The organism is Arthrobacter sp. 05N429, assembly GCF_056397045.1.
In genome coordinates, this window is sequence record NZ_JBFTMQ010000006.1 from 47602 (window position 1) to 63606 (window position 16005).

The window sequence follows — 16005 nt, forward strand, 5'->3', positions numbered from 1 at the left end:
ATCCGCTGTGAAGGGCTGCGCCGGGTGCCGGGCAGCAAAAAGCCCCGGTCCGCCAGGAAGCGGAGCCGGGGCCCTTGTGGTGCAGTGAACGAACTACTGCTTGGTCAGCGGTCCGAGTACCGGATCGTTGACATAGGCCGTGTGGACGTTCTCCGAGGTCACGATGACCGGCTCCAGGTAATAGGCGCCGACCTTCTTGACAGTATTGTCCGCCTCGGAGTTAGTCTCAGGCGTCTTGCCGGCCTGGAGGTCCTTCACCATGGTGATTGCATGCTCAACGAGCTTGCTGGTGTCCTTGTTGATGGTGGAGTACTGCTCTCCGGCCATGATGGACTTCACGGACTCAACTTCGGAGTCCTGGCCCGTAACGACCGGAATCGGCTTGCCGGCAGCCTTGACCGAGGTGATGACCGCGCGGGCCAGCGTGTCGTTCGGGGCCAGCACACCGTCGAGCGTTGCCGTGCCGTAGGTCCCGGCGAGCAGGGTGTCCATACGCCGCTGGGCGTTCTCTGCCTTCCAGCCCTGGGTCACGGCCTGCTCGAAGGACGTCTGTCCGGACAGCACCTTGAGGGTACCGTCGTCGATCTTCGGCTTCAGGACGCTCATGGCGCCGTCGAAGAAGACCTTCGCGTTGGCGTCATCGGGGGAACCGGCGAAGAGCTCAATGTTGTACGGGCCTTCCGGCTTCTTGGCCTTCATGCCCTCCAGCAGCGCCTGGCCCTGGAGTTCACCGACCTTGAAGTTGTTGTAGGCCACGTAGTAGTCCACGTTCTGCGTGTTCAGGAGCAGACGGTCATAGGCAATGATCGTGGCGCCGGATTCCTTGGCCTGCTGGAGCTGGGTGCCCAGCTGCGCACCGTCGATGGCACCGACGATGATGACTTTGGCGCCCTTGGTGATCATGGCACTGATCTGGTTCTGCTGTTCCGACACGCCGCCGTTGGCGAACTGCACGTCCGGCTTGAAGCCGGCGGCGGTGAGGCCGTCGTTGAAGAGCGTCTCCGCCAGGACCCAGTTTTCACTGGTCTTCTGGGGGAGCGCGACGCCGATCAGGGAGTCTTTCGGGAACGCTTCCCCGCCGGTGGTGGACCCGCCGGTGGTCCCGGAGTCCGTGCGGCCGCAGGCCGTCAGCGCCAGTGCCGCAATAGCAGCGATTGCTGCTGCCTTTCCTGCTTTACCAATCAGTCGCATTGCTTGGTTCACTTTCTTTAGATGGTGTGCGGAGAATTGAAGTGGAGGCGGATCAGATGCCCCTTGAGATGACCTCTTTGGTGGAGGTGGTCTCATCGGCCTTTATTTCGCTGCTGCGGCCGAAGTTCTTCATCAGCATGCCGATGATGGATTTCTTGCCCTGGGACTTGTTGTAGACATCGAACGCGACGGCGATCAGGAGCACGAGGCCCTTGATGATCTGGGTCAGGTCGGCGCCGACGCCGAGGAGCTGCAGGCCGTTGTTCAGGACGGCCATCACCAGGCCGCCGACGATCGAGCCGATCACGGTGCCGACGCCGCCGGTCACCGCGGCGCCGCCGATGAACACGGCAGCGATGGCATCCAGTTCCCAGCCGACGCCGTCGAACGGGCCGGAGGCGGTGGAGCGGCCGACGAAGATCATGCCGGCGAGGCCGGCGAGGAGGGACATGTTCATCATCACCAGGAAGTTGACCTTCTTGGACTGGACGCCAGAGAGCTCGGCGGCGTGCCGGTTGCCGCCGACTGCGTAGATGTGGCGGCCGATGACGGTCTTGGAGGAGATGAACCCGTAGATGATGACCAGCGCTGCCAGGATCAGGCCCGGGATCGGGAAGGATGTGCCCGGCCGGCCGGTCGCGAACAGGTAGGTTGCGTAGAGGATGGCGCCGTTGATCAGGACCATTTTGGTGATGCTGACCCAGGCTTCGGGGACCTCGGCGCCGAGGGCCTTGGCGCTGCGGCGGGAACGGATCTCGCTGAAGATCACGAACGCGACTGCGGCCAGGCCCAGCAGCAGTGTGAGGTTGTTGTAGCCCGTGCTCGGTCCGATTTCGGGCAGGTAGCCGGAGCCGATCTTCTGGAAATCGCTGGGCACCGGGATGGTGTTGGACTTGCCAACGTACTGGTTGGCGCCGCGGAAGATCAGCATGCCGGACAGCGTCACAATGAACGCCGGGATGCCGACGTAGGCCACCCAGAACCCCTGCCAGGCACCGATCAGGACGCCCAGCCCCAGCCCCATCAGGATGCCGAGGTACCAGGGGATGCCCCAGTCGCGGATGAAGAGGGCCACGCAGACGCCCACGAACGCCGCGACCGAACCCACGGAGAGGTCGATATGGCCGGCGATGATCACCAGGACCATGCCGATGGCAAGGATCAGGATGTAGGAGTTGCCGTTGAAGAGGTTGATGACGTTGCCCGGGGTGAGCGTGCGGCCATCGGTGGCAATCTGGAAGAAGATGATCAGCGCCACCAGGGCGAAGATCATGCCGAATTGGCGGGTGTTGCCGCCAAAGAGCTTCTTGAGCGCGTTCATTGTTTCAGTCCTTGTTTCCGGAGTGTGCGGAGCAGTTGGCCACGGCGGTCAGGCGGTCTTGCGGGCGGAGGTCATGAGTTTCATGAGGTTTTCCTGGCTGGCTTCGTCCTTGTCGACCACACCCGTGATGGCGCCTTCGAAGATGGTGTAGATGCGGTCCGAGAGGCCCAGCAGCTCGGGCAGCTCCGAGGAGATCACGATCACGCCTTTGCCCTGGTTGGCCAGCTGCTGGATGATGCCGTAAATCTCGTACTTGGCGCCGACGTCGATCCCGCGGGTGGGCTCGTCGAGGATCAGCAGCTCGGGGTCGGTGAACATCCATTTCGCGAGCACCACCTTCTGTTGGTTGCCGCCGGAAAGTTTGGCCACCCCCTCCTCCACGGAGGGCGCCTTGGTCCGCAACGATTTGCGGTACTGCTCGGCGACGGTGAACACCTTGTTGGCGTCAATGACGTTGCGTTTGCTGACTTTGCGCAGGTTGGCCGAGACCGTGGTTTCTTTGATGTCGTCCAGCAGGTTCAGCCCCAGGGACTTGCGGTCCTCGGTGACGTAGCCCAGACCCGCGTCGATCGCCTGGCGGACGGTCTTAAGCTCAACTTCCTTGCCGTCCACGTAGACATGCCCGGAGAGGAACCGGCCGTAGGAGCGGCCGAAGACGGAGCGGGCAAGCTCGGTGCGCCCCGCGCCCATCAGCCCGGCGAAGCCGACGATCTCGCCCCGGCGGACGAAGAAGTTGGAGTTCTTGCAGACCATGCGGTCCGCGACCTGCGGGTGGCCCACGTTCCAGTTCTTCACCTCGAAGAAAACCTCGCCGATCTTCGGCTCGTGGTCCGGGAAACGGGACTCCAGGGTCCGGCCCACCATGCCCTTGATAATGCGGTCCTCGTCGACGCCGTCGGCCTTGACGTTGAGCGTCTCGATCGACTTGCCGTCGCGGATGATGGTGATGGAATCCGCGATCTGCTCGATCTCGTTGAGCTTGTGGGAAATGATGATCGATGTGATGCCGCGGCCCTTCAGGCCCAGCATCAGGTCCAGCAGGTGCTGGGAATCGGACTCGTTCAGCGCGGCCGTGGGCTCGTCGAGGATGAGCAGCTTCACCGATTTGTTCAGGGCCTTGGCGATTTCGACGAGCTGCTGCTTGCCGACGCCGATCTCCTTGATCGGGGTTTCCGGGTCCTCCCGGAGCCCGACCCGGGCCAGCAGTTCCGTGGAGCGGGTCCGGGCCTCAGCCCAGTCGATCACCCCGCGCTTGGTGGGCTCGTTGCCCAGGAAGATGTTCTCCATGATGGACAGCTCGGGGATCAGCGCGAGTTCCTGGTGGATGATCACGATGCCGGCGTGCTCGCTGGCCCGGATGTCCTTGAACTGCTGGACTTCGCTCTGGTAGACGATGTCGCCGTCGTAGCTGCCGTAGGGGTACACCCCGGAGAGCACCTTCATGAGGGTGGACTTGCCTGCGCCGTTTTCACCGCAAATGGCGTGGATCTCACCGGCCTTCACCCGCAGGTTCACCTCGGCCAATGCTTTAACGCCGGGGAACTCTTTGGTGATGGAGCGCATCTCGAGAATTATCGGATCGCTGTGCGTGTTGAGGGACGTCATTTGCCCTTACGCCTCCAATGCATGACTTCGTTGTCCGCCCCTGCAAATCGCAGGGCCGTCTGATGGAAAAGTAAACTGGATCACAGGCATTGTCGTCAAGTCTTTAACGCAACGGCCCGGTAACGAAAACTTAGTTTCGCCGGATTCCGGCGTGCTGGAAGACCAAAGCGGTGGCCCCTAGGGCCTCGGCTCGGTCCCCGAGCGAGGACATCGTGAGGGTCGTCGTCTCGCCAATCACAGGCACTGCGTGCCGGACCAGGCCTCGCCGGATCGGATCCAGCAGCAGCTCTCCGAGCCCTGCCAGCGGGCCACCGACCACGATCACTTCGGGGTTGATCAGGTTGGCCACATTGCCCAGGGCGCGGCCGACGGCGAGCCCGGCGTCGTCCACCACGCGCAGGGTGGCGGAGTCCCGGGCGAGGGCCTTGCGGACGATGTCCTCCGGGGTGAGCGGAGCGTCCTCGCCGCGGCCCAGGAGCTCGATCATGGTGGTGGTCGAGGCGATGGTTTCCAGGCAGCCGCGGTTCCCGCAGCGGCAGACCAGCCCGTGTTCATGGATGGTGGCGTGGCCGATTTCGCCGGTGATTCCCACGTTGCCGTAGTAGGGCATCCCGTTCAGGATCAGCCCCGCGCCGATGCCGGATCCGATCTTCAGGAACATCAGGTTGCTGATGCCGGTGTGGGGGCCCCACGTGACCTCGGACAGGGCGCCCAGATTGGCGTCATTGTCCACGAAGACCGGAAGATTCAGGGCGTCCTCAAGGCGCCGCAGGATGTTGATGCCCACCCATTCGGGCAGGATGGCGCCCTGCGCCACCGTCCCCGTGCGGCGGTCGATGGGGCCGGGGATGCCGACTCCTGCTCCGACGACGGCGCTGCGTTCCACGCCGCTGTTGGCCAGGAGCCGGTCCAGCAGTCCGACGGCGGCGGTGATGCCTTCCTCGGCGTGGTGGCCCAGGGGGAGCAGGACCGATTCCTCGGCAATCACGTGATAGCTCAGGGAGGCCAGGACGACGCGCAGGTGCCGGCGGCCGAAGTCGATTCCGACGGCGACAGCCCCATTGCTGTTGAGCCGGACGTTCAGCGCCCGCCGGCCTGAGCTGGTAATCGGTTCGGTGGAGGCCAGCCCGGCGTCCTGCATGATCTTGACGATGTTGGAGATCGTGGCGGTGGAGAGGCCGGTCTGCCGTGCGAGTTCCGCCTGCGTGGAAGGTCCGGCGAGAAGGCATTCGATGATCCGTTGCTGGTTCAGATGCCGGAGGGCGGACTGCGATCCAGGGTTTTTGGTTCGGCTCCTCGTTGAGCGCGTTGGTGAGGGCATGCAATGAAGATTGCCTCATCCCCGTCTTGTAGTCAAGAAGTTAACGCAACTGGCCGCCACGTGTCGCGCCGGCGGCGGCGGCGGGGTGCCACCGGCGCCGCCGTCGACCGGTGAAAGAGCCGATCCCGGAGGTCAGGAGTGCAGTTCCCGGTGCGCCCGGGCCAGTTCCCGGTAGTGTGCGGCGTTCTGCTGGACCCCGGCGAACTCCTCGTCGCTGAGCTCGCGCCGGACCTTGGCCGGTACCCCTGCGACGAGCGAGCGGGGCGGGATGACGGTTCCTTCCAGCACCACGGCGCCGGCCGCGATGAGGGAGCCGGCGCCGATCACAGCGCCGTTGAGGATGGTGGCGCTCATACCGATCAGGCAGTCGTCCTCGACCGTGCAGCCGTGCACGACGGCGCTGTGGCCGATGCTGACCCGGGCGCCGACCGTGCAGGGGAAGCCAGGGTCCGCGTGCAGGACGACGTTGTCCTGGAGGTTGGTGCCGGCGCCGACGGTAATCGCGGCGGTGTCGGCCCGGACGGAGACGCCGTAGAAGGCGCTGGAATCCTCAGCGAGCGTTGCCTTGCCGATCACGGAGGCGCTCGGGGCGACGAAGGCGGATTCGTGGACAGCCGGGGTGTCGCCGGCGAATGCGTAGATGGGAGCCATTCCTCCAGCCTAGGACACGCGCCCGGCTGCGAACGGGTAGGGCCAGCGCCGGCCCTGAGCCCAGCTCCTCCCGGTTGAGCTATCAGTTGTTGTCGTTTTCAGCGCTGAGAACGACAACAACTGACAGGTCAACGTGGTTTTCAGTCGGGGGAGCGCAGGACGGTGAACCCCCCGCCCTCGCTGCCCGGGTCAGGTTCCGGGAGGACGACGGCGATCGGGGCGCCGGGTGCCGTCACCCGGCCGAGTTCGCGGACGACGTCGTCCCATTCCTCTGGCGGCAGGCCCGCCAGTGCGTCTACGGCCCAGACCGAGGAGAAGACCGAGTCGGCAAACGGCAGGGAGCCGGCCCCCGCCACCGAGGCTTCCAGCCCGCGGGCGCGGGCGGAATGGATGTTGTCCTCGGAGGGGTCGACACCGGTGAAGTGGATGCCGGACTGGACAAAGCGCAGCCCGTCGGTGCCTTGGCCGCAGTCGAGGCCCAGCACGCCCCTGCGGCCCTCGGCTTTGAGCAGGGTCACGAATTCCGAGAGCGGGTCCTCCGCGGAAAGTGCCATACCCCTATTCAATGACCGCCGTCAGCTGAAAACAACGGGGTCAGTTGAAAACAGCCGGTTCAGTTGAATACAACTGTCCGGTTGCCGTCCAGCAGGACCCGGTGCTCGGCATGCCACTGCACCGCCTGGGCCAGTGTGCGGCCCTCCACGTCGCGGCCCATCTGGACGAACTGCTCGGCGGTGCGCCGGTGGTCCACGCGGATGACTTCCTGCTCGATGATCGGGCCCTCGTCCAGGGCGGCCGTCACGTAGTGCGCGGTGGCGCCGATGAGCTTCACGCCGCGGGCGTGCGCCTGGTGGTAGGGCTTGGCGCCCTTGAAGGAGGGCAGGAAGGAGTGGTGGATGTTGATGGCCTTGCCGGTCAGCTCCTGGCACAGTTCGTCGGAGATGATCTGCATGTAGCGGGCCAGGACCGTGAGCTCGATGTCGTGCTCGGCCATCAGGGCCCGAAGTCCATCCTCGGCCTGGACCTTCGTGGCCGGAGTGACCGGGATGTGGTGGAAGGGGATGCCGTAGAACTCGGCCAGGCCCGCGAGGTCTCGGTGGTTGGACACGATGGCCGGGATCTCGATCGGCAGGGTGCCGGAGCGCTGCAGGAACAGCAGGTCATTGAGGCAGTGCGCCGACGTGCTGGCCATGAGCAGGGTGCGGACCTTGCGGCCGGCCGGGTTCAGGCTCCACTGCATGCCGAAGGCCTGGGCGACAGGTTCCAGGGCGGCCTGAAGCTCCAGCTGGGGAGCCGCCGTCGTGGCCTCGACGCGCATAAAGAAGGTGCCGGTGCTTTGGCTGCCGTACTGCTGCGAGTCCGTAATATTGCAGCCCGCGACGAGCAGGGCACCGGCGACGGCGTGCACGATTCCGGGGCGGTCCGGGCAGGAGAGAGTCAGGATATAGGAAGCAGTCAGCTGGTCGTCAGTCACGGAGGATAGCCTACCGGCGGCGGCGCTGGAGCTGGCGCACGGCTGCGCAGGGCTGGGGGCCGGGCACCGGTCTGGGGTAGTCTTGACGGGTCGCAACTGGCGTTGGGTGGCTAACCACCAGGGAGCGGCATTCACGAAGACCACGGATCGTACGCCTGGGCCGAGGGTCATGTTTTTCCGGTCGGCAGCTCCCCGCTGCCGGCCCGCATCGGCACCCCACTTACGGGGTCCGGTCCCTTGGCACGTCCCCGTCCGGGGCCGTAATTTAGGGGCGCCGCCGCGGGCCAGCCGGTAACCTGACCTTAAGCAGTGCCCGTTGCCTAGCCAGGAGTTCCCCGTGACCACCTCCCTTAGCCTTTCGTCAGCCGCCGTGAGCAACCAGCCGCTGGCTGACCTCGATCCCGAAATCGCCGCCGTCCTGGCCCAGGAGCTCGGCCGCCAGCGCGGCACCCTGGAAATGATCGCCTCCGAGAACTTCGCCCCGCGCGCGGTCATGGAAGCCCAGGGCTCAGTCCTGACCAACAAGTACGCCGAGGGCTACCCCGGCCGCCGCTACTACGGCGGCTGCGAATACGTCGACATCGCCGAGCAGCTCGCGATCGACCGCGTGAAGGACCTGTTCGGCGCCGAGTACGCCAACGTCCAGCCGCACTCCGGTGCCCAGGCCAACGCCGCCGCCCTCTCCGCCATGATCACCCCGGGGGACAAGATCCTCGGCCTGTCCCTGGCCCACGGCGGACACCTGACCCACGGCATGAAGCTCAACTTCTCCGGCAAGCTCTATAACGTTGCCGCGTACCAGGTCGAGGAAGGCGACTTCCGCATCGACATGGACAAGCTCCGCGCGCAGGCCATCGCCGAAAAGCCCCAGGTGATCATCGCCGGCTGGTCCGCCTACCCGCGCCACCTCGACTTCGCTGCGTTCCGCTCGATCGCCGACGAGGTCGGCGCCCTGCTCTGGACCGACATGGCGCACTTCGCCGGCCTCGTGGCCGCCGGACTGCACCCGAGCCCGGTCCCGCACTCCGACGTCGTCACCTCCACCGTGCACAAGACCCTGGCGGGCCCCCGCTCCGGCGTGATCCTCGCCAAGCAGGAGTGGGCCAAGAAGATCAACTCCAACGTCTTCCCGGGCCAGCAGGGCGGACCGCTCATGCACGTCATCGCCGCCAAGGCCGTGGCGTTCAAGATCGCCGGCACGGCAGAATTCAAGGAACGCCAGGAGCGCGTCCTGGAAGGCGCCCGGATCATCGCCGACCGCCTGAACCAGGCCGATGTGTCCGACGCGGGCGTCTCCGTCCTCACCGGCGGCACCGACGTGCACCTGGTCCTGGTGGATCTGCGCAACTCCCAGCTGGACGGCCAGCAGGCCGAAGACCTCCTGCACTCGGTGGGCATCACGGTCAACCGCAACGCCGTCCCGTTCGACCCGCGCCCGCCGATGGTCACCTCCGGCCTGCGCATCGGCACCCCTGCCCTGGCTACCCGTGGCTTCGGCGCCGAGGAGTTCACCGAGGTCGCGGAGATCATCGCCACCGCACTGAAGGCCGGCTCCGCCACCGACGTCGAGGCGCTCCAGTCCCGCGTGGACAAGCTCGCCGCTGACTTTCCGCTGTACCCGCAGCACGAGCAGTGGTAAGCGGATGACGACGGAGACCACCAGCATTCACGCCAACACCGCCCGCATCCTCGACGGCAAAGCCACCGCCGCCACGATCAAGGCCGAACTTACCGAACGCGTCGCCGTCCTGAAAGCCAAGGGCATCGTCCCGGGCCTGGGTACCATCCTGGTGGGCTCCGACCCGGGCAGCACCTGGTACGTCGGCGGCAAGCACAAGGACTGCGCCGAGGTGGGCATCACGTCCATCCGCCGCGACCTGCCGGAGGACACCACCCAGGAGGAGCTCCTGGCCGTGGTCCGGGAGCTCAACGACAACCCTGAGTGCACTGGCTACATCGTCCAGCTTCCGCTGCCCAAGCACATCGACCAGGACGTCATCCTGGAGGCCATGGATCCCGACAAGGACGCCGACGGCCTGCACCCGATGAACCTGGGCCGGCTTGTGGCCAACGTCAGCGGCCCCATGAAGTCCCCGCTGCCCTGCACCCCCAAGGGCTGCGTGGAGCTGCTCACCCGGCACGGCATCGACCTCAAGGGCAAACGTGTCCTCGTGGTGGGCCGCGGCGTCACGATCGGCCGGCCCGTGGGGCTGCTGCTGACCCGCAAGGACGTCAACGCCACGGTTGTCCTCGCCCACACCGGAACGGTGGACCTGCCGGCGGAGCTCCGGCAGGCCGACGTCGTGATCGCAGCGGCCGGCCAGCCGCACATGATCAAGGCGGAGGACCTCAAGCCGGGCGCCATCGTGCTCGACGTCGGTGTCAGCCGCGTCGACGACGGCTCCGGCAAGGCTGTGGTCACCGGAGACGTGGACCCTGCCGCGGCCGAGGTCGCCGCCTGGCTCTCCCCGAACCCCGGGGGAGTGGGCCCCATGACCCGCGCCATGCTGCTGGCCAACGTGGTGGAAACCGCGGAACGCCATGCTGCCGCAGGCAGCACCTCCGACGGTACCGCCGGCCACGCCTAGTCCCGGAACCTGAACGTCCTGGACCGCAGGGCGCCCCTTCTTCGAGGAGGCGGCGCCCTGCGGCGTTTAAGCACCGGAGATAACGGAACGGCAAACGTCCGGATTTTTTACGAAAAGACTCTTTCATAGTTCGGCCGTTTCCATTACCGTGTTCGGGTGCCTGAACTCGTCTCGAAGCAAACCCCACCCACGGAAGCCTCCTCAAAGGACGCCCCATTGAGCAGCCCCTCCACTACCGGCGCTCCGCAGTACGTCATCACTGCCGAAAACCTGACCAAACGCTACGGCGACGTCGTCGCCGTCGACGGCATCTCCTTCTCGGTGCCAGCCGGAGAGGCGTTCGGCCTGCTTGGCCCCAACGGTGCCGGCAAATCCACCACCATGAAGATGATCGGCGGGGTGTCCCAGCGGACCTCCGGAAGCCTCAGCATCATGGGCCTGGATCCCGACCAGAACGGCCCGGAAGTGCGCGCGCACCTGGGCGTCGTCCCGCAGCAGGACAACCTGGACGAGGAACTTAAAGTCCGGGACAACCTGCTGGTCTACGGCCGGTACTTCGGCCTGCCCATGAGCTACCTCAAGCCCAAGGCCGACGAGCTGCTGGAGTTCGCCCAGCTCACGGACAAGGCCAAATCCAAGGTCGATGCGCTCTCCGGCGGCATGAAGCGCCGGCTCACGATCGCGCGCTCCCTCATCAACGAACCCCGGATCCTGCTGCTGGACGAACCCACCACCGGGCTGGACCCGCAGGCCCGCCACATCCTCTGGGACCGGCTGTTCCGGCTCAAGGAGCAGGGCGTCACCCTGATCCTCACTACCCACTACATGGACGAGGCGGAGCAGCTCTGTGACCGGCTGATCGTGGTGGACAAGGGCAGGATCATGGCCGAGGGCTCGCCCGCCAGCCTGATCCGCGAGTATTCCACCCGCGAGGTCCTGGAACTGCGCTTCGGCTCGGAACGCAACGCCACGGTCGGCACCGAACTGGAGGGCATCGGCGAACGGTTGGAAACCCTGCCGGACCGCGTCCTGATCTACGCGCACGACGGCGAGGCCGCACTCGAAGAGGTCTCCGCCCGCGGACTCCGCCCCGTGACCTCGCTGGTGCGCAGGTCTTCGCTCGAGGATGTCTTCCTGCGCCTGACGGGCAGGAGCCTCGTTGACTAAGAAAGCAGAGTTGACCGCATCAACTCAGGCGGCCGGCACGACGGCGGCCCCCGCACTGCGCGCGCATTCGCCGGAGATCTCCGCGGCGAAGGCCCGGAAGTGGGGCGCCTTCTACTACGCCGAGCAGGTCCTGCGGGTGATGAAGGGCTACGGCTGGACGATCGTCATGTACGGCGTCGGGCAGCCCGTTGCCTACCTCTTTGCGATGGGCGTCGGCCTCGCCACCCTCGTGGACACCAACAGCACGGCGGCCTTCGGCGGGGTCAGCTACCTCGTGTTCATTGCCCCGGCCCTGTTGATCTCGGCCGCCGTCATGACCGCCGCGAACGAGTTCACCTTCCCGGTGATGGACGGCTTCAAATGGCGCCGGGTCTACTACGGACCGCACGCCTCGCCGCTGACGCCGGAGCAGATTGCGCTCGGACAGATCATCGCCGTCACGGTGCGCCTGCTGCTGCAGTCGGCCATCTACTTCGGCGTGGTCGCGTTGTTCGGAGCCTCGCCGAGCGCCTGGGGCTGGGCCTCCATCCTGGTGGCAACGCTCGCCGGGCTCTCCTTCGGCCTCCCGCTGATGGCCTACGCGGCCTCCATCAAGGAAGACAAGGGCCAGTTCGCCATGGTGATGCGCTTCATCGTGATGCCGCTGTTCCTGTTCTCCGGCACCTTTTTCCCGCTGGACACCCTGCCCCTTGCAGTGCGCTGGATCGGCTGGATCTCCCCGATCTGGCACGGCACCGAGCTGGGCCGGGTGCTCAGCTACGGCTACCAGGAACCCCCGCTGCTGACCATCGCGCATGTCGTGTTCCTGCTGGCGCTGTGCGTCGTCGGCTGGGTTCTGACCAAGCGCCAGTTCGTGAACAGGATGGGCGGATGAGCGCCGTCATTACCAGCCACAGCGTCACCGAGGCGGCCCGCAACCGGCACTTCGGGTCGCTCTACTCCCGCAACGTCCGCGCCGTCGTCGCCCGCGGGCTGATGGCCACCAAGAGCAGTAACTGGATGGTCATGCTCTCGGGCTTCTTCGAGCCGGTGCTGTACCTCATCTCGATGGGTGTGGGCCTGGGCGCGATCGTCGGCTCGGTGCAGGGGCCCGGGGGCGGGGAAATCTCCTACGCCGCGTACATCGCCCCGGCACTGCTGGCCGTGTCCGCGATGAACGGTGCAGTCTACGATTCCACCTGGAACGTGTTCTTCAAGATGAACTTCGCCAAGCTGTACCAGGGCATGCTGTACACCTCCCTGGGTCCGCTGGACGTTGCCATGGGCGAGATCTTCCTGGCCCTGCTCCGCGGCCTGATGTACGCCACCGGTTTCACCGCGGTGATGGGCCTGATGGGTCTGATCACCACCCCGTGGGCCATCCTGATGATCCCGGCCGCGGTGCTGATCGCCTTCGGCTTCGCCAGCTTCGGGATGGGCATCACGAGCTTCATGAAGACGTTCCAGCAGATGGACTGGATCAACTTCGTAATGCTGCCGATGTTCTTGTTCAGCGCCACCTTCTACCCGCTGAGTGTCTACCCGCAGTACATCCAGTGGCTCATCCAAGCCATGCCGCTGTGGCACGGAGTGGAGCTGCTGCGGCAGATCAGCGTGGGCGTCTTCACCCCGGCTACGGCCGTCCACATCGGCTACTACCTCGTAATGATCGTGCTGGGCGTGCTGCTCACCACCGGCCGGCTGCGCAAGCTGTTCCTCAAATAGCGTTCCTTCGGAAAAGGAGAACCCCGTGATCGGAAAACTGCGGGCACTCGTGATCGACTGCGAGGACCCTGACGCCCTGGCCGGCTTCTACCAGGAGATGCTGGGCATGGTCCGGGTGCACGAGGAAGACGGTTTCATCTCGATTGGCGACGCCGCCGGCCTGCCGTCCGTGGACTTCCAGAGGGTGGACCGGCTGGTCCGTCCGCAGTGGCCCGACGCCGACCACCCGCAGCAGATGCACGTGGACGTGCTCGTCGAGGACCTCGACGCCGCCGAGGCGGCGGTCCTCCGGCTCGGGGCCACAAGCCTCAACGCCGGCACGGAGACCTTCCGGGTCTTCACGGACCCCAGCGGCCACCCGTTCTGCCTGGTCTTGTCGTAGGGCGCCGTGTTTTCCTGAAACCGGTGTTGTCGTAAAACCTGTCTTGTTCAAGGCGCCCGTTCGCCCCGGGTGGAAGCGGCCCGGGGCGTCCCGGCGGTTTGCGATAATAGGCACATGCAATCTCTGGGCAACTCCGAGTCTTCCAAGCCGTCCGCGTACAACTCCGCCACCGGCAAGTTCTCCCTGTTCCGCATCAGTGGACCCGGGATGATGGTGTTCATCATCGCCTTCGTCGTCGCGGTCATCTTTGCCGCGAACCAGAACGACGTCGTCGGCTGGATCGTGGCGATCATCGCCGGCTTCTGGCTTGCCCTGGCCTCCTTTGTGGTCTTCAGCATCCAGAAGGCGGCCAAGAAGGCCGGCGCCAAGCTCACCGAAGCACAGAACGCCTTCAACGCGGCGGCCGGCCGGGCGCCGTCGTCGGGCAGTGTTGACCACGGCAGCACCCGCGTTGTGGAGGTCCGCCGCGAAGCGGACGAAGTGCGGGACCTGAAGCTGGACCACTCGTTCAAGATTGTGCAGGTGCAGGTCCGCGTCGTCGAGCAGGAGCGGGCGAAGGGCGCCGCCTCGGACGAGGACACCATCCGCCGGGCCCTTGAGACCATCGAGATCACCGCCACCAACGCCCGGGACATGATCAAGTCTTCCGGCGGTGCGGACGAGCCCGTCTCCGGAACCATTGTCGACTAGAGTGGATCGGGTGAGTTCGGCATTGAAGAAGGACAACCTTCGCATCGCGTCAGTCAACGTCAACGGCCTTCGCGCTGCCTACAAGAAGGGCATGGCGGAGTGGCTTGAGCCCCGCGAAGTGGACATCCTCTGCCTGCAGGAGGTCCGCGCGCCCGACGCGATCGTCCACGAGCTGCTCGGCGAGGGCTGGTACATCCTGCACGCTGAAGCCGAGGCCAAGGGCCGCGCCGGTGTCGCCATCGCCTCCCGCGCCGAACCACTCCAGACCCGCGTCGGCATCGACGACGACTACTTCGCCACCTCGGGCCGCTGGGTCGAGGCTGACTACATCGTCCGCAATGCGGAGGGGGAAGCCTCCCAGCTGACCGTCGTCAGCGCCTATGTGCACTCCGGCGAGGCGGGCACCCCGAAGCAGGACGACAAGTTCCGCTTCCTCGACGTGATGGTTGACCGGCTGCCCGAGCTGGCCAAGCACAGCGACCACGCCCTCGTGGTGGGCGACCTCAACGTTGGCCACACGGAACTGGACATCAGGAACTGGAAGGGCAACGTCAAACGTGCCGGCTTCCTGCCGGAGGAGCGCGCGTACTTCGACCGCTTCTTCGGCGAGGAGATCGGCTGGAAGGATGTTCACAGGGGCCTGGCGGGCAACGTCGACGGCCCCTACACTTGGTGGTCGCAACGGGGACAGGCCTTCGACAACGACACCGGCTGGCGCATTGACTACCACATGGCCACGCCCGCCCTCGCTGCTGCCGCAGTCTCAGCCGTTGTTGACCGGGCACCGTCCTGGGACACCCGCTTCTCCGACCACGCCCCGCTGGTAGTGGACTACCGGCTCTAAGTCCGAAGGTTTTATCAACATGACTAGCTCAACCGTTGCTGCCGCAAAGAAGCGCATCCTCTCCGGCGCCAAACCCACCGCGGATTCCCTCCACCTGGGCAATTACATCGGTGCCGTGCGCAACTGGGTGGACATGCAGTCCGAATACGATGCGGTGTTCTTCATTCCGGACCTGCACGCCATCACGGTCGACTTTGAGCCCTCCGAGCTGGCCAAGCGGACCCGTGTGGTGGCGGCTCAGTACATCGCGGCGGGGATCGATCCCGACAAGTCCATCTTCTTCGTGCAGTCACATGTTCCCGAACATGCGCAGCTGGCTTGGGCGCTGAACTGCATCACGGGCTTCGGCGAAGCATCCCGCATGACGCAGTTCAAGGACAAGACACAGAAGTCCGGAGCGGAAGCGGCGACTCTGGGCCTCTTCGCGTATCCGACCCTGATGGCCGCCGACATCCTGCTGTACCAGACTGACCTGGTGCCGGTAGGCGAGGACCAGCGTCAGCACCTTGAGCTGACACGCAACCTGGCGCAGCGCTTCAACACGCGCTACGGGGAAACGTTCACGGTACCTGAGGCAACCATCCTCAAAGCCAGCGCGAAGATCTACGATCTCCAAAACCCCGCCGCCAAAATGTCCAAGACGGGCGAGTCTCCTAACGGATCCATCCAGTTGCTCGAAGACCCCAAGATCGCGGCCAAGCGCATCAAGTCCGCCGTGACGGATGCCGGGACGGACATCCGTTTCGACCCGGAAGGGAAGCCGGGCGTTTCGAACCTGCTGACCATCTATTCGACGTTGACCGGCAAGACCGTTGCAGAGCTGGAAGCCGAGTACCAAGGCAAGATGTACGGCCACCTGAAGACGGATCTGGCCGAGGTCATGGTCGACTTCATCACGCCGCTGCGGAACCGCACCAACGAGTTGATGGCCGATCCGGCAGAGCTGGACAGGCTGCTGGCCCAAGGTGCGGAGCGTGCGCGCGAGATCGCCTCGGTGACGCTGGCGCGGGTCTACGAGCGCATGGGCTTCCTGCCCTCCCTCAGCTTGGCCGGAGTCCGCTAGGCCG

The 16005-nt window shown here is 65.5% G+C and carries 16 protein-coding genes and 1 riboswitch; of the genes, 9 read left to right on the forward strand and 7 right to left on the reverse strand.

Features of this window, described 5'->3' with window-relative positions; genetic code table 11:
• Positions 1-93: 93 nt before the first annotated feature.
• From AC1DF4_RS12145 to purU, 7 genes are all read right to left on the reverse strand, one after another.
• On the reverse strand, positions 94-1191 hold the full coding sequence (locus AC1DF4_RS12145) for a substrate-binding domain-containing protein (protein WP_476913134.1): 1098 nt from the start codon (positions 1189-1191) through the stop codon (positions 94-96).
• Between the two features lie 52 nt (positions 1192-1243).
• Positions 1244-2512 carry a multiple monosaccharide ABC transporter permease gene (mmsB, locus tag AC1DF4_RS12150; RefSeq protein ID WP_441405714.1) on the reverse strand — a complete coding sequence of 423 codons (1269 nt, stop codon included), beginning with the start codon at positions 2510-2512 and terminating at the stop codon, positions 1244-1246.
• Positions 2513-2560: 48 nt separating this feature from the next.
• Positions 2561-4117 carry a multiple monosaccharide ABC transporter ATP-binding protein gene (gene mmsA / locus AC1DF4_RS12155; protein ID WP_441405715.1) on the reverse strand — a complete coding sequence of 519 codons (1557 nt, stop codon included), beginning with the start codon at positions 4115-4117 and terminating at the stop codon, positions 2561-2563.
• Between the two features lie 130 nt (positions 4118-4247).
• Entirely contained in the window at positions 4248-5438 is a 1191-nt protein-coding gene (locus tag AC1DF4_RS12160; protein WP_476913135.1) for an ROK family transcriptional regulator, read from the reverse strand.
• A gap of 132 nt (positions 5439-5570) precedes the next feature.
• A complete protein-coding gene (locus AC1DF4_RS12165; RefSeq protein ID WP_476913136.1) occupies positions 5571-6089 on the reverse strand; it encodes a gamma carbonic anhydrase family protein in 519 nt (172 codons plus the stop codon).
• Between the two features lie 140 nt (positions 6090-6229).
• Positions 6230-6643 carry a class I SAM-dependent methyltransferase gene (locus AC1DF4_RS12170; protein ID WP_476913137.1) on the reverse strand — a complete coding sequence of 138 codons (414 nt, stop codon included), beginning with the start codon at positions 6641-6643 and terminating at the stop codon, positions 6230-6232.
• A 59-nt stretch (positions 6644-6702) separates the two neighbouring features.
• Positions 6703-7563 (reverse strand): formyltetrahydrofolate deformylase, encoded by an 861-nt coding sequence (gene purU / locus AC1DF4_RS12175; RefSeq protein ID WP_476913138.1) that lies wholly within the window; start codon positions 7561-7563, stop codon positions 6703-6705.
• Positions 7564-7645: 82 nt separating this feature from the next.
• Positions 7646-7731, forward strand: a riboswitch (ZMP/ZTP riboswitch).
• Positions 7732-7900: 169 nt separating this feature from the next.
• Here purU and glyA point away from each other — a divergent pair.
• The 9 genes from glyA to trpS all read left to right on the forward strand — a co-directional run bounded on the left by glyA (position 7901) and on the right by trpS (position 16001).
• A complete protein-coding gene (gene glyA, locus AC1DF4_RS12180) occupies positions 7901-9202 on the forward strand; it encodes a serine hydroxymethyltransferase (protein ID WP_476913139.1) in 1302 nt (433 codons plus the stop codon).
• Between the two features lie 4 nt (positions 9203-9206).
• A complete protein-coding gene (locus tag AC1DF4_RS12185) occupies positions 9207-10151 on the forward strand; it encodes a bifunctional methylenetetrahydrofolate dehydrogenase/methenyltetrahydrofolate cyclohydrolase (RefSeq protein WP_476913140.1) in 945 nt (314 codons plus the stop codon).
• 216 nt (positions 10152-10367) lie between these two features.
• Positions 10368-11318 (forward strand): ABC transporter ATP-binding protein, encoded by a 951-nt coding sequence (locus AC1DF4_RS12190; RefSeq protein WP_476913141.1) that lies wholly within the window; start codon positions 10368-10370, stop codon positions 11316-11318.
• Positions 11319-11328: 10 nt separating this feature from the next.
• A complete protein-coding gene (locus AC1DF4_RS12195; protein WP_476913142.1) occupies positions 11329-12192 on the forward strand; it encodes an ABC transporter permease in 864 nt (287 codons plus the stop codon).
• Positions 12189-13022 (forward strand): ABC transporter permease, encoded by an 834-nt coding sequence (locus AC1DF4_RS12200; protein WP_476913143.1) that lies wholly within the window; start codon positions 12189-12191, stop codon positions 13020-13022. Before AC1DF4_RS12195 ends, AC1DF4_RS12200 begins: the two co-directional genes overlap by 4 nt.
• A 25-nt stretch (positions 13023-13047) precedes the next feature.
• Positions 13048-13404 carry a VOC family protein gene (locus AC1DF4_RS12205; RefSeq protein WP_476913144.1) on the forward strand — a complete coding sequence of 119 codons (357 nt, stop codon included), beginning with the start codon at positions 13048-13050 and terminating at the stop codon, positions 13402-13404.
• A gap of 114 nt (positions 13405-13518) precedes the next feature.
• Complete coding sequence (locus AC1DF4_RS12210) at positions 13519-14094, forward strand: hypothetical protein (RefSeq protein ID WP_476913145.1); 576 nt, start codon at positions 13519-13521, stop codon at positions 14092-14094.
• Positions 14095-14104: 10 nt separating this feature from the next.
• The gene (locus AC1DF4_RS12215; RefSeq protein ID WP_476913146.1) at positions 14105-14938 is read left to right on the forward strand and encodes an exodeoxyribonuclease III; all 834 of its coding nucleotides are present in this window, start codon (positions 14105-14107) and stop codon (positions 14936-14938) included.
• 19 nt (positions 14939-14957) lie between these two features.
• Positions 14958-16001, forward strand: coding sequence for a tryptophan--tRNA ligase (trpS, locus tag AC1DF4_RS12220; RefSeq protein ID WP_476913147.1), 1044 nt, complete (start codon positions 14958-14960; stop codon positions 15999-16001).
• Positions 16002-16005 lie beyond the last annotated feature (4 nt).